Source organism: Microbulbifer maximicatervae (SeqCode), from assembly GCF_052467825.1.
In genome coordinates this window covers 2,550,067-2,569,332 of the sequence record NZ_CP174327.1, presented here as the reverse complement: position 1 = coordinate 2,569,332, position 19,266 = coordinate 2,550,067, and the positions used below count along the sequence as shown (strand labels likewise).

The window sequence follows — 19,266 nt, the reverse complement described above, 5'->3', positions numbered from 1 at the left end:
ATTAGTACAACAACCCTGCCCCTGAAAGCATTAATAAAAAGAAAATGGATTTCAAATGCCAACCATCACAATAGACGGTAATAAATACCAGGTTGATGGAGATCAAAACCTGCTCACTGCCTGCCTGTCCCTGGGTTTGAATGTCCCCTATTTTTGCTGGCACCCCGCCATGGGTTCTGTTGGCGCCTGCCGCCAATGTGCAGTTATCGAGCATAAGGACAGCGAAGATCAACGAGGCCGGTTGATTATGAGCTGTATGACGCCGATAAAAGACGGCGGTATTTACAGTGTCAGTTCGGAAGCTGCAAAAGATTTTCGCGGTTCTGTGATAGAAGACTTGATGACCAACCACCCTCATGACTGTCCGGTTTGTGAGGAGGGTGGCGAGTGCCACTTACAGGATATGACTGAAATGTCCGGTCATACCATGCGCCGCTATCAGGGTACCAAGCGCACCCACCGAAACCAGTATCTCGGCCCCTTTATCAATCACGAAATGAATCGCTGTATTACCTGCTATCGATGTGTCAGGTTCTATCACGACTATGCCGGTGGCGAGGATTTACAAGCACTGGGTCGCAATCACCAGGTCTTTTTTGGCCGCAATACCGAGGGCATGCTGGAAAATGGTTTTAGTGGGAACCTTGTCGAAGTGTGCCCCACCGGAGTATTTACCGATAAGACTTTCAGCCAGCACTTTGTCCGAAAATGGGATTTGCAAACAGCCCCCTCAGTCTGTGAACACTGTGCCGTGGGTTGCAACACCGCGCCTGGAGCGAGGGAATCCGGCAACAACCAAGACCCGATGTTGCGCCGTGTGGTCAACTTATATCACCACGATATCAACGGCTATTTTCTCTGTGATCGGGGGCGCTTTGGATACGAATATGTCAACAGTAAGAGCCGGATAACCCAGGTACTTTCTGCGCGCAAAGATGATGTGATCAGCTCTACAGCAGAAACTGATGAACGTTTGCACAAAGAGGTTTCTCCCAAGGACGCGGTGTTCTCACTTTCAGAAAAACTCGCATCTGCGCAAAGAGGTGAGCATCACTTAATAGGCATAGGTTCACCCAGGGCATCATTGGAAAATAACTTCGCCCTATTAAAGTTTGTAGGGCGGGATAACTTCTTCTCTGGCCTCAACCAGCGGGATATGCAGCTACTACACCTTGTCGATAGAATTCAGAGCGATGCCAATATCCACAGCCCGACCATCCCTGAGATAGAAAATTCAGATGTTGTATTGATACTCGGAGAAGATATCTACAACACAGCCCCCAGGGTTGCCCTGGCAGTTCGCCAAGCAGCACGGAGCCGCCAAAAAGAACAAGCTGAATCATTAAGAATACCCTTGTGGCAGGATGCTTCCGTTCGACAATTAGAGGGTGAACCCAGCCCGATTATTTTTATCGGCACTGAACTCAATCAGATCTCAGATATTACCTGTAAAGCGATCTATACCCTGCCGGAACAGGCTGCCCAAATCGGCCAGGCAATTGGCAATAATATTCTGGAGGTTAAAAGCAACAAAATTTCACTGAGTCCAGAGAATCTGGAGGAAGCTGAAAGAGTCTCAGCAATATTAACTGCGGCCAAGAACCCAGTGATCATCTCTGGAACCAGCAGCAAAAATATCCACCTTACCCACAGCGCAGCCAAAATCGCCAGTGCACTGGCAGAAAAAAATGGCAAACCTACTTCTCTATACTTGTGTTGTGAAGAGGCTAATAGCTTAGGAGTTATTCAACTGTTTGAGCCCGAAACCGGTTCCCTTGAGCAACTGATCACTGAACTCAAGAATGACAAAACCAATATCGATAAAACCCTAGTGATTCTGGAGAATGACCTCTCCTTAAGAATCGCGAGTGAAGAGTTAAACAGTCTGTTTGCCAGCGTCGACCATATCATTCTGCTGGACACCCTGCTCAATGAAACCGCCAAACATGCCGACTTAATCTTTCCTGTATCCGCAACGGCCGAATCCCAAGGGACATTTGTTAACAATACTGGTTTGGCACAGCGATTTTATGCGGTCTATGAAGGCACTGGCTATATCCAGGAGAGCTGGCGCTGGCTGGTAGATGCCGCTGGTTTTTGCACAGAACACTCCGAGAGTATCGACACTATTATCAATTGGAATCACTGCCCGGATATCACCGATTCCCTAGCGGAAAGTGTTTCTTCACTCAAGGTCATCAAAGATTTAGGGCCGGATGAAAACTTCCGGATTGACGGGCTCAAGGTTGCTCGACAGACCGCTCGCTACAGTGGGCGCACGGCTATTCACGCAGAGCAACATGTCTCAGAGGAGCCCCCACACCAAGACCCCGATGCTCCCATGAGCTTTAGCATGGAAGGTGTGCACAATCCGAACCGATCGCCGCTGCAAGCCAATATCTGGTCTCCCGGATGGAACTCCAACCAATCAATTTTCAAGTTTCAGCAGGAAGTGGGTGGCGAACGCCGTGGTGGTGCCTCGGGTAAATATATCCAGCGGCGAGAGCAAGCACTATCGGAGTGGTCCTTGCCCATAGCCTCCGATGGCGATACAGATAGCGATAACCACAGTCTAGCGACACTGCCGATTTACCGAATGTTTGGTTCGGAAGAGCTCAGTAACCGCGCAATGGCCATCGCTAAAGTGATCGATAAGCCATTCTTTACTTTAAATCGCGGTGATGCCGAAAGTGCCAACCTCAACCAGGGAGACACAGTGGCGTTAGACACCAATAGCGGTGTTTTCCGGGGCAGTGTGGTTATCTCCGATAGCCAACCTTCGGGCAGCCTGGGTGTGCCCTATGGTCTTCCAGGGCTTGAAACTCTTTCCCCCGTATTACCGGGTGGCGCCAATCTGTTGCCAGTGGAAGAAAGCTCCGCAATCGGGCAAGAGGACTAATTATGAGCACAAATATCTGGATCATATTGCTCAATATTTTCGGCGTATTGATAGTTACCGTGCTGCTAGCAGCCATTTTAACTTGGGGCGAGCGCCGCCTATTGGGCTTTTGGCAAGATCGCCCGGGCCCTAACCGGGTAGGGAAATTTGGCACCCTGCAAGTTATTGCAGATATGATCAAGCTGTTCTTCAAGGAAGACTTCACTCCGAAATTTGCAGATATTCCCGTATTTGTACTGGCACCCACTGTAGTTATGGCAACCATGTTGATTGCCTTTGCCGTAGTGCCCATATCGCCCAATATTGGGGTCACCGACCTGAATATCGGTTTACTGTTTGTGCTGGCTATGAGTTCTATTGCGGTCTATAGCGTAATTCTTGGGGGATATGCATCAAATAATAAATATGCTCTGCTCGGAGGGCTAAGGGCTGCCGCTCAAACCGTGTCCTATGAAGTATTTATGGGTTTGAGCCTGATGGGCGTTGTTATGCTTTCTGGCAGTTTCAATCTGCGCGAGATTGTTAATGCCCAGGCAGATGGTTGGTTTATCATCCCTCAATTCCTTGGTTTTATTGTTTTCTTTATTGCCGGTATTGCCGAGAGCCGCAGAACTCCATTTGATCTTCCGGAAGCTGAGCACGAACTGACAGCGGGATTCCATACCGAATACTCCGGTATGAAGTTCGGCATGTTCTTTGTGGGTGAATACCTGGCAGTAATCCTAATTTCAGCACTAATCACCACCCTGTTTCTCGGTGGATGGCACGGCCCCCTACTGCCCCCATTTATCTGGTTTTGCCTGAAGACTGCCATTCTGGTTGGTGTGTTTATTCTGTTAAGGGCGGCGATTCCACGCCCCCGCTACGACCAATTAATGAAATTTGGCTGGAAGGTCATGCTACCTCTGGCCCTGATCAACCTACTGGCTACCGCAGCGGTACTTTTGTGGACAGCCTAGAAAATTAAAATAAGCGTGCGAGGCCAAAGAAATGATTTCAAGCCAGATTCGCAGCATGTGGTTGGTATTTAAACACCTGTTCCGGAAGAACGTTACCGTACAATACCCTGACCAAAAGCCCTACCTGGCACCCAGATATCGTGGCAGGATCGTGCTCACCCGAGATCCCAACGGTGACGAGCGCTGCGTTGCCTGTAATCTCTGTGCCGTTGCCTGCCCTCCTGATTGTATTTCACTACAAAAAACAGAAGATCCAGACGGCCGCTGGCGTCCCGAATATTTTCGTATCAATTTTTCCCGCTGCATTATGTGTGGGCTTTGTGAAGATGCCTGCCCAACCTATGCCATTCAGCTAACACCTGACTTTGAGATGTGCGAGTACGATCGGCAAAACATGGTGTACGAAAAGGAAGATCTTCTAATCAGTGGCCCCGGTAAGTATCACGACTACAGCTTTTATCAAATTGCAGGAAAGGCCATCTCAGGTAAGGACAAGGGCGAAGCTCAAAATGAGGCCGAGCCCATTAATGTAAAAAGCCTAAATCTCTGATTTCAATAAGGCTAATAACTAAAAAGAGGTTTTCCCAGTGAATTACATTTTCTACTTAACCGCTGCGGTTGCCATTGTCTCAACCGCCATGGTTATCTTTCACAAGAACGCGGTCCACGCGCTACTTTATCTTGTCACTTCACTTTTATCGGTTGCCGTTATTTTCTACCAGTTTGGCGCCCCCCTGGCGGCAGCTTTGGAAGTTATTATTTATGCCGGCGCAATCATGGTATTGATTATTTTTGTCATCATGATGCTCAATCAGGGAGACGCTTCAGTTGCACAGGAGCAAGCCTGGTTACAACCCCACACCTGGATTGGCCCAGCCCTTCTATCAGCCATTTTGTTAATCCAGCTACTTCTGCTGGTTAGTAGCGGGCAAATTCCTTCAGAGCAAACCTACCACTATATCGGGCCCAAACAAGTCGGTATCGCACTTTTTAGCCATTACGTTCTCGCTGTCGAACTGGCTTCAATGCTGCTTTTAGCAGGGCTTGTTGGAGCTTTTCACCTCGCCCGACACAGAAGAACAGTTAAACCGGAGTGAAGCTATGCCTATCGAATCTGCACCTGGTTTGGAGGCTGGCGTGCTGTTGGCCTCCATTCTGTTTTGCTTGGGGTTAGCCGGATTACTAATCCGAAGAAATATTATTTTTATGCTGATGTGTATTGAAATTTGCACCAATGCTGCAGCATTAATGTTTGTTGTCGCCGGCGCACACTGGGGCAATGCTGATGGGCAGGTGATGTTTGTTTTTGTTGTCACCCTGGCCGCTGCCGAAGTAGCCATTGCACTGGCGCTGGTCTTGCAATTCTATTATCGAAAACACACGGTCGATATTGACCAGCTCAATGGATTGAGGGGTTAATATGAACGGATCACTAGCCTGGATACCATTGCTTCCCTTTCTTGGTTTCCTGACCCTCATCAGTATTCCACTGTTTACACAAAAGGAACCCTCACAAAAGTTGGTGAGCCTGATTGGAGTGGGTAGCGTGGGAATCGCAGCGATTCTGGTTTTTAACCTCGCACTCTCCACCTTTCTGGGCAACCCGGAATCGGTCGTTACGCTGTCAGTTTGGCAGTGGATGCGAGTATCTGACCTCCAACTCGGCTTCACCTTTCATGTGGACTGGCTAACCCTGGTAATGCTGATGATCATTACCGGAGTGGGCTTCCTTATTCACTTATACTCAGCCGGATATATGCGTGAAGATCCGGATTTCCGCCGCTACTTTTCCTACCTGAATCTATTTGTCTCTGCCATGTTAATTCTTGTAATGGCGGACAACCTGGTACTTCTCTATCTGGGATGGGAAGGCGTTGGTCTTTGTTCCTACTTGCTCATTGGCTTTTGGTATAAGGACCCCGCAAACGGCGCGGCCGCGCAGAAAGCATTTATCGTCACCCGCGTCGGCGATACCGCCATGGCGATCGGCTTGTTCCTGTTGTTCTTTGAGTTCTCATCACTAAATATACCGGAGCTCATCACAGCGGCAGGGAATCCCGGGGTCAACACTCAAATTGTCACTATCGCTATGCTGCTGTTACTGGGGGGCGCTGTGGGTAAGTCAGCACAGATTCCACTCCAGACCTGGCTTCCCGATGCGATGGCAGGCCCCACTCCCGTCAGCGCCCTTATCCACGCTGCCACCATGGTGACGGCCGGGGTCTACTTGATCGCCCGTATGCACCCGCTTTATCAGCTGTCTGGAACCGCCATGACAGCTGTAGCCATTGTCGGCGCTCTGACTCTATTAATCTCTGGATTCAGTGCTATCGCACAAAGTGATATCAAACGGGTCCTGGCCTATTCAACCATCTCCCAGATTGGATATATGTTCCTGGCCCTGGGTGTCGGTGCCTGGTCAGGAGCCATCTTCCATTTGATGACCCACGCCTTCTTCAAGGCTCTGCTCTTCCTCTCCGCAGGGTCAGTAATCCTGAGCGTACATCACGAGCAGAATATCTTTGCCATGGGCGGCCTCTATCGCAAAATCCCCTTTACCTTTATCTGCTTTACCATCGGTTGCGCCTGCCTGGCAGCACTCCCATTTACATCCGGTTTCTACAGCAAAGATCATATTTTGCTCAGTGCTTATGAATATCATCAAGGAATAAACCTGCTTTGGCTTGCCGGTCTATTAGGTGCGCTGGTCACAGGGATTTATAGCTTCCGGGTTCTGTTTCTTGCATTTCTGGGCAGTGAGGGCAGCGCCTCCTCACACTGTAAAGACGCCAATAACACGGTGATGATGCTTCCCTTGGGCCTCCTCGCTGTACTTGCCCTATTTGGTGGAATTCTCGCTCCACCTCTCCAGGGAGTCTTTGGCACCCCAACCGACGAACACCACTCCTGGGTCATTGAAGCCATTGCCATTGCCATGCCGCTGATCGGCCTGTTTATCGCCTGGAAAATGTTCCTGTTCGAGAAGAAAGTTGGGGAGCAGCGCTCTCCACTAATGCAGTTTTGGTTTAAGGGATGGGGTTTTGACTGGGTCTATGACCGGGTCTTTGTAAGACCTTTTAAATTTATCACCGCCCTTAACCACAAAGATATTATCGACAGCATCTACAAGGGTACCGCTTCGCTGAGTGCACATTTAAATAACGCCCTCAGCTCTTCACAAAACGGCCAAATACGTTGGTACCTGGCCACCTTTGTAGCCGGATCAATTTTATTCCTAGCCCTGTTGGTGGCTCTATGACATTACTGGCAATAATTATAATTTTATTTGTTGGGGGAATATTAGCCTGGCTGGCAGAGAGACATCTCTATGAGGGTGGACGCTTAATCAGCCTGGTTTCCCTGATAATCGCATCCCTACTCTTGATCAGCTATTTCCCCCAGGCAGAGTCCACAGCTGTTACAGGTGACAGTCAGTGGTGGGATAGCCTTTTGGTATCCTGGATACCCAGGTTTGGGATCAGCTTCCATCTGGCGATTGATGGACTCAGCTTTCTTATGCTGCTACTGACAATGGGGATGGGGATCTTTGGGTTAGTAATGACCTGGAATGATGTCACCTTCCGGCGCGGCTTTTTTTATTTTAACTACCTGTGGACACTGGCCGGTATTGTCGGTGTGTTTACCGCTATCGACCTGTTTTTATTCTTTTTCTTCTGGGAAGTCATGCTGATTCCCATGCTGCTGTTGATTGCAGTTTGGGGCTATGAGGGCAGAGTCTACGCTGCGATAAAGTTCTTTATTTTCACCCAGGCAAGCAGCTTGTTAATGCTGATTGCCATCGTTGCCTTGGCATTTATCCACTATCGGAATAGCGGACAACTGACCTTTAACTATATGGATTTGTTGGGTGCTCAAATGTCTGCAACAGCAGCTTATTGGCTAATGCTCGGATTTTTTATTGCCTTTATCGTCAAGTTGCCAGCGCTGCCCTTCCATACCTGGCTACCTGACGCCCATACCCAGGCCCCTACTGCCGGCAGTATTCTGCTGGCAGCGATTCTGTTGAAAACAGGAGCCTATGGTTTATTGCGTTTTACACTGCCCTTATTCCCGGAGAGTTCACAAGCTTTTGCACCGGTTGCAATGACCATTGGAGCCATCAGTGTGGTCTACGGCGCATCGCTGGCATTCGCTCAGAAGGATATGAAAAGGCTTGTGGCCTATTCCAGTGTGAGCCATATGGGATTTGTTCTATTGGGGCTCTACGCGTTGAATACTATCGCCCTGCAGGGCGCAGTGATGCAAATGATCGCCCACGGCTTGAGTACCGCTGCTCTCTTCGCATTAGTAGGCGCACTACAGCATCGTCTCCATACTCGGGATATGAGCCAGCTCGGCGGTGTCTGGCCTCTTCTGCCAAAGCTATCCGCCGTTGCACTCTTCTTTGCCATTGCCTCGCTGGGACTGCCTGGGCTCGGTAATTTTGTTGCCGAATTCCTGGTGCTTGTTGGTAGCTTTAAAGCTAATCACTGGTTAACGGTTATTGCAGCAATTGGGCTTATTGGAGCAGCACTCTATGCACTATTGATGATGCAGCGTGTCTTCTTTGGCAAGTTTAATGACAAATTGAAACCAGCTACAGAGGGGAAAACTGTCAGTGATCTAAGCCTCAGGGAGATCTCTGCGCTTCTTTCACTGGCGGTGCTTCTCGTGATCTTCGGGCTCCGCCCTCAGCCTATCTTTGATATCGCCGAGCCTACGATTGCTAAATCAATGCAAAAGTTTCAGGCCCCTGAAAATGAAGAAGTCGTCATAGAAAAGACAGGGCCGGAAACTTCAGCAAGCTTATCCTCTCCTACTGCTAAAAGCGCTAATACAGGTACATCTCTATGAGTGCCCAAGAACTATTTTCTATCCTACCGCTTTTACTGATTAGTGCCGGTATTGTAATTTTGCTGCTCCAAGTATCCTTCTGGAGAAATCATGCGGGCGCTCTGGTTACAACTCTTATCACTATGGTAGCCGCTATCATTGCCTGTTTCTGGGTTGGAGCCACCCTATCGGGCAATAACGGGTCCATTCAAGTGACTGCCCTACTCTCGATTGACTACAACTCATTGTTCTTCTGTCTGCTGATATTAGTTACCGCCATAGCCGTCAGCGTTATGGGGTACAACTACTTAAAACTTCGGTGTGACCTGAATAGAAATCCGGATAGCTATCCAGAAGAGTTTTATATACTACATTTACTTGCCATTTTGGGAGCAAGCACCCTGGTATTTGCCAGCCACTTTGCCACTTTCTTCCTCGGTATAGAATTAATTAGCCTCGCACTGTATCCACTGTTGGGATTTGCGGTTACTGGCAATTTATCCTCAAGCAAAGATCAAATAAATTCCCTGGAATCTGCCTTTAAATACTTAATCCTTTCAGCACTTTCTACCGCTCTCGGGCTATTCGGTATCGCATTAATTTATGCGGCGTCTGGGGCACTGGACTTTGGCAGTATCGCTACACGGATACAGGATCTTTCACAGACTTCTGCTCTTTTTGCAACCGGCGCCACTCTGCTGGTCATTTCTGTTGCTTTCAAGTTATCACTGGTTCCATTTCATATCTGGACACCCGATGTATTCCAGGGCGCACCTACGCCTACGACGGCGTTGATCGCCACAGTGGGAAAAACAGCCGTAATTGCCTTTCTGTTGCGATTCTTTAATACCTTAAATCTCTACCAGAGCCCTATTCTTATTGACTTACTGACAATCGCCGCCATAGCCAGCATGCTGATAGGAAATTTATTGGCCCTGATGCAAAACAATATCAAAAGGCTGCTGGCCTACTCCTCAATCGGCCATATAGGCTATTTAATTGTGGCGTTTATCATCGGCAATAGCGCGTTTGGTACAGAGGCGGTTATTTATTACATGGTCGCCTATGTCATTACTACACTAGGAGCCTTTGCAATTGTTGGCCTGATAGCCGATTCAGTCGAGGCCACACAACTAACCAATGGAACAAATGTCAGCGACGTGACCAACAGTGCAGATGATCCTTATCACAGGGACTTTTACCGGGGATTACTCTGGCGTAGTCCATGGCTGGCGAGCTGTCTTGCTCTAATGCTGCTATCTCTGGCTGGAATTCCCTTAACTATTGGATTTATTGGGAAGTTTTACGTCTTTACCGCAGGTGTAGAAGGAAAAATGTGGGCTCTTCTCGCTGGTGTGGTTATTGGTAGTGCATTGGGCCTCTTCTATTACCTTCGTCTTCTACTTACGATGGTACAAAGAGATGCCATTGACACTAGCAGTAACAGCGAAACGTTACAAATTACCACCTCAGGGCAGTTTTTAATCGCAACTCTCGCTGCTGTACTGGTTTTTTTCGGAATATTTCCACAGATCCTTATTAACTGGATAAATGCTATATAAAGTAGAGAGCGAGTGCTGATGTAAAAATATTTTAAAGCCCAGGCAATAGCCTGGTCATCAGAGGGTACTTACTATGAAGACTTTCAAACAAGCATTTGAAGTCATCAAGGATGCTGAGAGATTTCACCTGGAAATGGCAGCTGTTTACGAGACCTTACTGGATAAATCAGAGGACTACCGAACCCAATTGCTATTAAAACACATGCTTGAGCATGAGCAGAGAATGGCGAAAAACCTGCAGAACTACAATGATGTAGCGCAAAATAAGGTGATGAAGACATGGCTGCAATACACCCATGAAGAAAGTGCCAATGACTTTATTCGCCGCCTCAATCTGAGTGATCCACCCACAATTCGTGAAATTAATAATATGGGACGAGAGGTAGATCGCTATTTCTCAGAACTCTATCAGGCGGTGTATGGGGCAATTGAGTCGATGGAGGTGAAAGAGGTGTTTGAAGACCTAAAGCAAATACAAGATAAGGAAAGAATTACCTTATCTATGGCCACAAATTCACTGTGGGATATGTAAAAATCCCGCTACTTACAGCGGGATCTAATCGTCACATAATTCTGCAGTTGGCTAACCCGGTATTAAGAAACACCAGGTTAGCCAGCTACAAAATTCCAGCTACAGCTGGGATTACTTAGAACTCATACTGCGCTCTTACGTAGTACAGAGCTCCATTGAATCCCATAGGTGCCGTTTCCGGATATTCCGCTCCAGCAACACCGGACCAGGGGTTTTTATCTGGATAGTTGTTGAATACGTTTTCCGCACCTGCGATCAAGGTCATGGAATCATTGAAGTCATACGCAGCCTCAATATCTACTGTAAATTCATCACCGGCGTCGATGGGCAGACTATAGTCATCCAAATGTGCTTCCCAGTAGCTACCGTAGTAGTTGAGTCGCACTAGGCCTCGCCAATTATCTCCTGTGTGATTAAAAGTGGCATTACCACGAACATTTGGCAATCCGTCTTCCAGCTGCCTAAGACGCATATCACTTATAGTCTCTTCCCTGAAATCAGTTACTTCAGTATCAGTCCAATTCCAAGCGAAACTAAGGTCCGTAGCATCGCCTACTGGATAGGTTGCTACTATGTCAACACCACGGGTTTTAGTGTCAAAATCATTAGTATAGAAACGGAAGAAGGTTAAAGAGTCAGCGCCGCTGATACCATCAGCCACTAACTGAGCGCGTTCATCATCGGTCAGCAATTGATCCGCAGACTGGGTAATCCTGTCATCCACAGAAATCTGGAAATAGTCAACTGTAATTTCCCAATCACCTGCTGAGAATATCGCCCCCAATGTAAAGCTATCAGATTCTTCTGGCTGTAACTGCGTTCCGCCTCTTAACTGAGCAATTGGGTTTGTTGGTGGGATAGTGCCCTTGTTCTCTAACTGGCCATTAGTAAAAGCTGTTGTTACATTGCTGATATTAGATTGTGCTGGAGTTGGTGCACGGAAGCCCGTACTCCATGTAGAGCGCAAGGCAATAGCATCATTGATTGTGTAATGACCTGACAGTTTATAGTTAAAAGTATCGCCAAAATCAGAAAAATCTTCCCAACGCAAAGCTGCGCCTAATCGAAGATCATCATTTACTTCGAGCTCAAAGTCAGAGTAAATCGCTATATTGTCGCGGTCGAAAGTGCCTACAGTTTCTGGGCCAAAACCAGAAAACCCATTAGACCCAATCAAGAAACCCTGTTCTGCCAAATCGCCAATTTGCCAGGATGCGGTATCACCCTGTTTTACTTCAAATTCTTCTTCTCGCCATTCGAAGCCCGTCGCCATAAATAGCGGCAAGCCAGCAACTTCTGTGCTCTTTGTTAAATCAATATTAAAATTAGTTTCAGTTTGAGCATAACCACCAGGGCTGAACTCAGTCGGAGTATCTGGGCCCAAAGTAGCGTTTACCGTATTATAAATATTGAAATCTACTTCGTTATGGCCTCTACTGGCACTAACATCGTAGCCAATCCCATTGGCAAATTCTCCCCGTATGCCGAAGACCACAGAATAATCCTCTAGATCTCCACCAAATCTTGGCGTAAATCCTCCAGGGAACATTTCTGTATAAGAAAAACACTCATCGAGATCATGAGCTTCCGACACGCTCACGTTCTGGCAATCATCAATACCGTTACTGGGATCTAAGTCACCAATTAGAGGGTGGATGAATACTTCGTCGTCATCTATAACGCCATTCCCGTTTACGTCTACTTTTTCCTCATATGTAAAAACCCCAGATCGGTTCTCGGGGTTTCGGAAATAGAAACCTCCATCAGTAGAACGACTCGCGTAGTTACCAAAGGCATACAGCTCAGCGGCATCATTTAACTCTATGGCGCTGTTGACAAAGAACTTAGTGTCGTCATTAACTTCTGGCTGGCCCCAGATCTGTGCAGGATTAGCTACATAGGTATTGCCATCGGTGATCAACTGAGCAGCATCATCTCTCTGGACACTTCGACTGGTAGAATCCTGCTCACGGTACTCAAGGCTGACATTCACAAAGCCGGCGTCTGTCAATGGCAAGCCAAAGTTAGCTGCAACGGTGTTTTGATCACCATCACCCTCAACAGTGGTTGCGTGCTTAACTTCAACACTTCCGCCCTCAGCTGCATCCTTTAACTGAAAGTTGATAACGCCGGCAATCGCATCGGAGCCATATTGGGCTGCGGCACCGTCACGCAGGACCTCAACCTGTTTCAGAGCAATCGCCGGAATTGCAGAGATATCTGGCCCCTGGGCACCATCTGAAACACCACTTCCTAGGAAGGAAATGACGGCAGCGCGATGGCGACGCTTGCCATTCACCAGAACCAGTGTGCTATCGGGCGGCAGTCCACGCAGGTTTGCAGGGCGAACGATTGAGGCAGCATCAGAAATTGGCTTTGCATTAACGTTGTAGGATGGAACAACGTTTCTAAGCAGGTTACTGAGATCTCCATCACCCTGGTTTACAAATTCTTCTCCGGTCACGATATCGATGGGAGCGGAGGAATCTGTAGCGGAACGCCCTTCAACACGGGTACCGATTGTTATCACTTCCTCAAGGAGTGCATCTTCAGCAAAAGTGGGACTGCTTAGTGCAGCAATCGAAGCTGCAAGCAGAGAGGGAGCGCCACAGGCTGTAAGCCAGCGCTTCTTTTTTTCATTCATAGGAGAAATACCCTGTTTTAGTTATCTCTTATTTTCTTCCGAGCTAAATCAACCAGCTTTCACTTAAACCAACTTGTGCGTTAAAGCAAAAATAAATTGGCTAATTAAGGTAGTGCTCCAGGAGATCAATAAAAATTTTTTACGCACTTGAAAGCTCGCTTATGCAGAGGGAGGTTACCATCAATACATTCACTGCAAGAAGTGTGACAACCAGAGAAAATGCCAGAAAAACTACAATTTGCAAGAGCAAAAAAGGCAATTTAAAAATTAAGAACGACTAAAAATGTAGATACTGACAAAACTACCAAAAATAAAATAAATCTAATTAGATGATTAAATTAAAATTTATTGCAAGGGGAAGCCAAATGGAGCATTCATACACAAGCAGGGTATATCCCAAATAATAACTTCTACAGAGGACAAATGAAACTTATTTGATGATTTGAGGTAAAAAAATAACCTTAGCCTACCGTAATAAACATGATAAATATCATTTCCACAAACAAATACTGTGAAGACATTTTATCTTGTCAGCTCTAACCCACAGACAAACATCCACAGAAAACCCACTTAACAAAAGAAGTTAATACTAAAAAACTAACGAATATGGGACAAGCAAACCTAACAAGAGTAGATTTGTGTTATAAAAAAACCACCCACTGATACACTTCGAAGCTAGTAGAGTGGCTTTAATGGATGTCACAGTGGAGCATCAGTCTAACTTTTGGTTGACAAAGATATCTCTAAGTAAACCTAGCAACACTATTCAACAATCAAGTGCGATCTTTATTGCGGCTTGAGCGTGAATCTCTGTGGAGTTCATCAGGTGAGTAGAGGTATCCTCTTGCGAAAGCAACATGCAAATCTCTGTACACCCTAGGATCACACCTTCGGCACCTCGATTGGATAGCAAATCCACAATACGAATAAATTCCATTTTTGAACTGTTAAGAACTCTCCCCTTACAGAGCTCTTCGTAAATAACCCTGTGGACTATCTCTCTATCGCTGGGCTCCGGAATCAAAACCTCAATCCCATACTTTTCCTGCATATAGCCACGATAGAAATCTTGCTCCATAGTAAAAGCTGTCGCCAACAAGCCGACGGTCTTTATCCCTCTGTTCTTAAGTGCTTCAGCTGTAGCATCACCAATATGTAAAAAAGGTACATCAATAGTCTCGATAATATCTCCAGCTACTTTATGCATAGTATTAGTGCACAATAAAATGCCCTCAGCACCAGCTTTTTCCAGGCATATTGCCGCCTCAACCAATAGATTACTTGCCTGAGCCCAATCACCCTCCATTTGTAACCGTGCAATTTTTTCAAAATCGACGCTATAAAGTAGAATTTCAGCCGAGTGCAGCCCTCCTAACCTTTGAGCAATTCCTTCATTAATCAGGCGATAATAAATTGCTGTACTCTCCCAACTCATTCCACCCAAAAGGCCAATCTTCTTCATCTTTGAGCTCATCTAATATCCCTTAATACATGTTGCAAATACTAACATGAGAGAGTCGAAAGACTTATTGTACATTGAGGGCATTCAGGAATAGCGACAACTTAATTAAAAGTACCAATTTATATAAAATCGGTACTCACTTATAAATTACATACTGACGAGATTTAATACTTTTCTTATTCTTAGTGAAAGATCAATAATCAGACACTTCTGTAGGATCAACCCGCATACAGGAAGCTATTAAGTTTCTCTTACTGAAGTTGTAACCGGACACGACACTCATCAAGTTTTCCCTTCCCAATAGCCGGTGGGTAATCTCACCAAGAGGCAATCCTTGCCGGTCCAATTCCCGTGCTTCAGTTGCAAGATTTAACAAATAATCATACTTGGCTTGTAAGCGGATTTTTCCTTTTTCTACAATCCCTCTATGAGGACAAAATATAATATCAAAATCATAGGTGAGCACTTTTTTGATACTGTGCATTAAAGTTGGAATACTTTCATCTTTACGCAATAGCTTTAACTTACTAGCTACATACAGATCAGCAGTGAATATCCACCCTCGATCCTGAACCAGATAACAGGTCATGTCTTTGGCATGCCCTGGTGCGGGGATAACAACTACCTTTTCGCCGGAGAACCTTAAATCTTCCGGTAGTGGCGCAGCTTCCGCACGCCCGGCCCTCCCCCAAATCAGCATCTGTATTGGCGGTATCCGAAAACCTCTCTTTAATATCTCTACTGTCGCCTTAGGGGCTCTTGGCTGTATACCAGTAAGCTTATAAATTGCGCCGGCGTTACCACTATGATCTTCGTGGTGATGGGTGAGGACTAATTGCCGAAAAGGTTTATTTTTTACAAACCACTTGACGTATTTCCACTGGTTACTGGGGCCGGCATCGATAATAGTGTCACCCAACCGATATACAATAAAGGTTGTATTGATACCAAAGTCGAAACGGCCGACCCTTTGCGCATCCAGATCTTGATAGTCAAAAGAATCAATAACCGACACGCCACTCTCCAGCGCAAGAGACAGACCTTTAAGGAATTATAGAAGCATATCTATAAGGGCTGTCCTCCCCGGCAATTGAGCAATTTTAACGCCAACCATCGCAGGCTCGGGGAAAGAGAGTTTGATATAAGCTTAAATACGACACAGTGACATTAATGTTGACTAGCTACTTTGTCATTTTTAAACGCAACTGCAAACCCAACTTGGATGTGGCTCCAGTAGTGACCCAGGCAACGCGCCCGTCAGTGTCGACAATCAGCAAGGTTGGCGTCACTTTTACGCCCCATTGGGCGCTTAAAACACCATATGGATCATTTAGAGAAGGAAAAGCAAGTTCGTGATTCCGCATATATTCGGTAACCACCTCTTCTGTTCCAGACTGCATCGCAACACCAACAACCTGGTAATCCCGAGACAGGTCAGTCACAGCGGGGGAAACTATCCGGCAATAGGGGCACCAGGTTGCCCAAAAATAAATTAATACTGGACCTTTAGGGTACATTTGCTTTAGATCAATGAGATTTCCCTGCAGCGATTGCCCCTCTAACTGAGGGGCCTGGTTCTCAGGGATATCTCTTTGGTGGAAATAACCCACGGCAGTAACCATTAGTACCGCCAAGGTGATAAATATCAACGCCTGAACCAGGTAGCTATAACGAGCTTTTTCCACCCCAAATAAACTCCTTTAGTACTTCACACTACACCCATAAGCCCGCGACGAAGACTTGGGCACAGCCAGTCCCTTCAGTGAAGCATCCAGTACAGCAGAAACATAATTGTGTGAACTTCCTATAACCGCAGGATTGGCTGAGTCATTATCATCAATGGCTCCAGCATATACGACTTCCCCCTGAGGATTAATGATAAACATATGCGGAGTAGTTTTAGCCCCATAAGCACGCCCCATAACTCCAGAGGTATCCAGCAAGAAGGGTACGCTTGCGCCGAGATTATGACTCTGTGCAACTGCCATAGCCTGCTCTGGCTCGAAATAGCCCTGCTTTCCTTTAGCTGAAGAAATAACCGTGAGCCAATTTACTTTCTGTGCTGTATACCTTTTTTGAAGGGACTGCATATTACCACTGCCATAGTGTTTCCTGACATAGGGGCAATCTTTATTAAACCATTCAATAACCAACCATTGGCCTGTGTAATCGGAGAGATTGTGAGTTTTTCCAGCAGCATCCACTACTGAGAATTCTGGCGCTTTTTGTCCAGGAACGGCTGCTGCCAACACGACGCTCGGCAACATCAGGAATAAAAGCAAAACTCCTCTAAGTATCGAATTATTCACGTTGAAAAATAATTTCATAATTAACCATCCTCACTATTAACAGTTAAGTGCTTACTAAACAGTGCTGCAATTAAAGACTCTTGCAGCAGTGGTGGAAGTAACTCTGGTTTTTTCTCTCCTGCAGGATACCATGCATATACAGGTACAGAGTTCCTCCCTAAATCCTGCAAAGCTTGAGTAATTTCAGGGTTATAACGCGTCCAGTCGGCCCGAATTAGAAGCACGTTATTCTTTTTAAATAATGCTTGTACACTCGGGGTATCAAGCACCAGCTTTTTATTTACCTGGCAGGTAATACACCAGGCTGCGGTATAGTCAATAAATACAGGGCGTCCATTATCCAAGGCTTCCGTCAAAAATGCCTTGTCATAACGATGCCAGTCATACGCCATTTTTGCAGGTTGCTCACCACCCTCCATGCGGATTGCCGGTAGAGATATTAGCAAAGTAGCAGCGACACAAATCAGACCCGCTGCTCCCCCCATTTTGGAAAAATTTTTTACTAGCCAGATTGCAAGAGTAACAACGAGCAACAGGCTTAAACCGGCCAACCAACCAGAGTCCCCAGCTAGGCGCCCTAAAATCCATAGTAGCCATATCACCGTTGCGTAAAGCGGAAATGCAAGAAACTGACGCAACTTCTCCATCCATGGACCTGGAGCTGGCAGATGCCTCAGTATTACAGGACTTGCACACATCAAAATAAATGGCGTAGCGAGCCCTAAACCGAGGCATAAGAAGATGAGTAGAGCCTGAAGTGGAGGAATCACCACCGCTGCTCCCAGAGCTGCTCCCATAAATGGACCGGTACAGGGGGCGGCAACAAAGACAGCTAAAATACCAGTGGTAAAGGAGCCACGGCTATTGGAGCTAGCAAGCCCCATTAATCGGTGCCCAAACTCAAAAAAGCCGCTAAAGGATAGGGCCATCAGCCAGAAGAGCATAATTAACCCAATTACCACAACCGGTGACTGAAGTTGAAAACCCCAGCCAACGGCCAACCCACCCCAGCGTAGCGCCAATAAAGCAAACCCCAGAGCAAGAAAAGTCACCATAATGCCGGCGCTATATAGGAAAGATTCACGCAAACGTTCGGCTGGGCGATTACCACCGTTAATCAGTCCAAATAGCTTTATGGACAGTACGGGGAAAACACAGGGCATCAGATTCAATAGGATACCGGCAATAAATGCTGACAGAAGTAAAAGCCATATAGAGGTTGCACTCGTCTCAATTCCCTCATGGGATAAGAGGGGGGCAGAGACTTTCCAGGCCCGGCTCGAGTCTGCAATCACAAAATCACTGCTTTCACTAATCTCAGAGCCCGGCAGGCGCTTGAACTTGTAGAGGAGAGTTTCATCTTCGCGCTGAACTTCTGGCTCAGACGCAGAGTACAAGTCACCATTTACGGGGAAAATGCTAGGTATTTCATCGCTACGATTCCCTCTGAGCTGCAAAGTAATATGCTCACTACCTCGCGCTGAAATGGATACTGGTTGCCACGGGCTCTCACTTTCTCCCCTTGGAAGCCTGTTGACAAAGTAATTCCTTAACGCCAGATCTGTAGCTGGCCAAGCCGCCTGCTCTGCAACCGACCGTACAAGACTCATAGTGGCAAAGCCCGGTATGCAATCCACTTTACAAACCAACCACTCCAGGTCCGCATGCAGAGTAACCTCTTGCGTGCGCTTATCTGGGAGGAGCTGGAACAGATAGGCAACATTCCCGGAGTACCCCAGGTTAGTAAGATGCTCTACCCGGAGGCGCGTTGGGAATGGCCATTCGATCGGCCCTAATAAAGCGCCCTGAGCCTCCATATCAAACCGTGGAGCCGCCCCTGAATCTCCAGCATTACGCCAATACACATGCCATCCAGGATCTACCTCAAAGTAGAATCCAACCGTCTCTCTCATTCCTTGGCGAAATGTATCAGGTGCCAGCCAACGTACCTTGACGTGATCACCAGATGCCGTCTCCTGTGCTACAGGGAGACCCGCAACCAACAGTAACGTCAAACAGCAGATGTTGATCAGCGTGGTCTTTATTTTCAATGTGATTCTCCTTCT

15 protein-coding genes are annotated in these 19,266 nt (G+C 46.8%); 9 read left to right on the top strand and 6 right to left on the bottom strand.

Translation table 11 applies throughout. The features are described from left to right. The first annotated feature begins 55 nt into the window (after positions 1–55). The 9 genes from nuoG (at position 56) to ACJJII_RS11275 (ending at position 10,785) form a co-directional block, all read left to right on the top strand. Positions 56–2,899: an NADH-quinone oxidoreductase subunit NuoG gene (gene nuoG / locus ACJJII_RS11315; RefSeq protein ID WP_444919204.1), complete on the top strand. Its 2,844-nt coding sequence runs from the start codon at positions 56–58 to the stop codon at positions 2,897–2,899. Positions 2,900–2,901: 2 nt separating this feature from the next. After that, on the top strand, positions 2,902–3,858 hold the full coding sequence (gene nuoH, locus ACJJII_RS11310; RefSeq protein ID WP_282934030.1) for an NADH-quinone oxidoreductase subunit NuoH: 957 nt from the start codon (positions 2,902–2,904) through the stop codon (positions 3,856–3,858). 31 nt (positions 3,859–3,889) lie between these two features. Next, on the top strand, positions 3,890–4,408 hold the full coding sequence (nuoI, locus tag ACJJII_RS11305) for an NADH-quinone oxidoreductase subunit NuoI (RefSeq protein WP_282934031.1): 519 nt from the start codon (positions 3,890–3,892) through the stop codon (positions 4,406–4,408). 37 nt (positions 4,409–4,445) lie between these two features. Beyond that, the gene (gene nuoJ / locus ACJJII_RS11300) at positions 4,446–4,955 is read left to right on the top strand and encodes an NADH-quinone oxidoreductase subunit J (protein ID WP_413664586.1); all 510 of its coding nucleotides are present in this window, start codon (positions 4,446–4,448) and stop codon (positions 4,953–4,955) included. 4 nt (positions 4,956–4,959) lie between these two features. Next, positions 4,960–5,277: an NADH-quinone oxidoreductase subunit NuoK gene (nuoK, locus tag ACJJII_RS11295; RefSeq protein ID WP_444892930.1), complete on the top strand. Its 318-nt coding sequence runs from the start codon at positions 4,960–4,962 to the stop codon at positions 5,275–5,277. Position 5,278: 1 nt separating this feature from the next. Next, entirely contained in the window at positions 5,279–7,117 is a 1,839-nt protein-coding gene (nuoL, locus tag ACJJII_RS11290; RefSeq protein ID WP_444919203.1) for an NADH-quinone oxidoreductase subunit L, read from the top strand. Beyond that, positions 7,114–8,712 (top strand): NADH-quinone oxidoreductase subunit M, encoded by a 1,599-nt coding sequence (nuoM, locus tag ACJJII_RS11285; protein ID WP_444919202.1) that lies wholly within the window; start codon positions 7,114–7,116, stop codon positions 8,710–8,712. Before nuoL ends, nuoM begins: the two co-directional genes overlap by 4 nt. Further along, entirely contained in the window at positions 8,709–10,253 is a 1,545-nt protein-coding gene (locus ACJJII_RS11280) for an NADH-quinone oxidoreductase subunit N (RefSeq protein WP_444919201.1), read from the top strand. Before nuoM ends, ACJJII_RS11280 begins: the two co-directional genes overlap by 4 nt. A 73-nt stretch (positions 10,254–10,326) precedes the next feature. Beyond that, entirely contained in the window at positions 10,327–10,785 is a 459-nt protein-coding gene (locus ACJJII_RS11275) for a hypothetical protein (RefSeq protein WP_282934036.1), read from the top strand. A 115-nt stretch (positions 10,786–10,900) separates the two neighbouring features. On the opposite strand, the gene ACJJII_RS11270 is transcribed toward ACJJII_RS11275, so the two are convergent. The 6 genes from ACJJII_RS11270 to ACJJII_RS11245 all read right to left on the bottom strand — a co-directional run bounded on the left by ACJJII_RS11270 (position 10,901) and on the right by ACJJII_RS11245 (position 19,251). Then, entirely contained in the window at positions 10,901–13,429 is a 2,529-nt protein-coding gene (locus tag ACJJII_RS11270) for a TonB-dependent receptor plug domain-containing protein (protein WP_444919200.1), read from the bottom strand. Between the two features lie 766 nt (positions 13,430–14,195). Then, positions 14,196–14,903 (bottom strand): aspartate/glutamate racemase family protein, encoded by a 708-nt coding sequence (locus ACJJII_RS11265; protein ID WP_444919199.1) that lies wholly within the window; start codon positions 14,901–14,903, stop codon positions 14,196–14,198. Positions 14,904–15,084: 181 nt separating this feature from the next. After that, positions 15,085–15,906 (bottom strand): MBL fold metallo-hydrolase, encoded by an 822-nt coding sequence (locus tag ACJJII_RS11260; protein ID WP_282934039.1) that lies wholly within the window; start codon positions 15,904–15,906, stop codon positions 15,085–15,087. 166 nt (positions 15,907–16,072) lie between these two features. After that, the gene (locus ACJJII_RS11255) at positions 16,073–16,576 is read right to left on the bottom strand and encodes a protein disulfide oxidoreductase (protein WP_444919198.1); all 504 of its coding nucleotides are present in this window, start codon (positions 16,574–16,576) and stop codon (positions 16,073–16,075) included. A 15-nt stretch (positions 16,577–16,591) separates the two neighbouring features. Further along, positions 16,592–17,218: a thioredoxin family protein gene (locus ACJJII_RS11250; RefSeq protein WP_444919197.1), complete on the bottom strand. Its 627-nt coding sequence runs from the start codon at positions 17,216–17,218 to the stop codon at positions 16,592–16,594. Between the two features lie 2 nt (positions 17,219–17,220). Beyond that, complete coding sequence (locus ACJJII_RS11245) at positions 17,221–19,251, bottom strand: protein-disulfide reductase DsbD family protein (RefSeq protein WP_444919196.1); 2,031 nt, start codon at positions 19,249–19,251, stop codon at positions 17,221–17,223. Positions 19,252–19,266 lie beyond the last annotated feature (15 nt).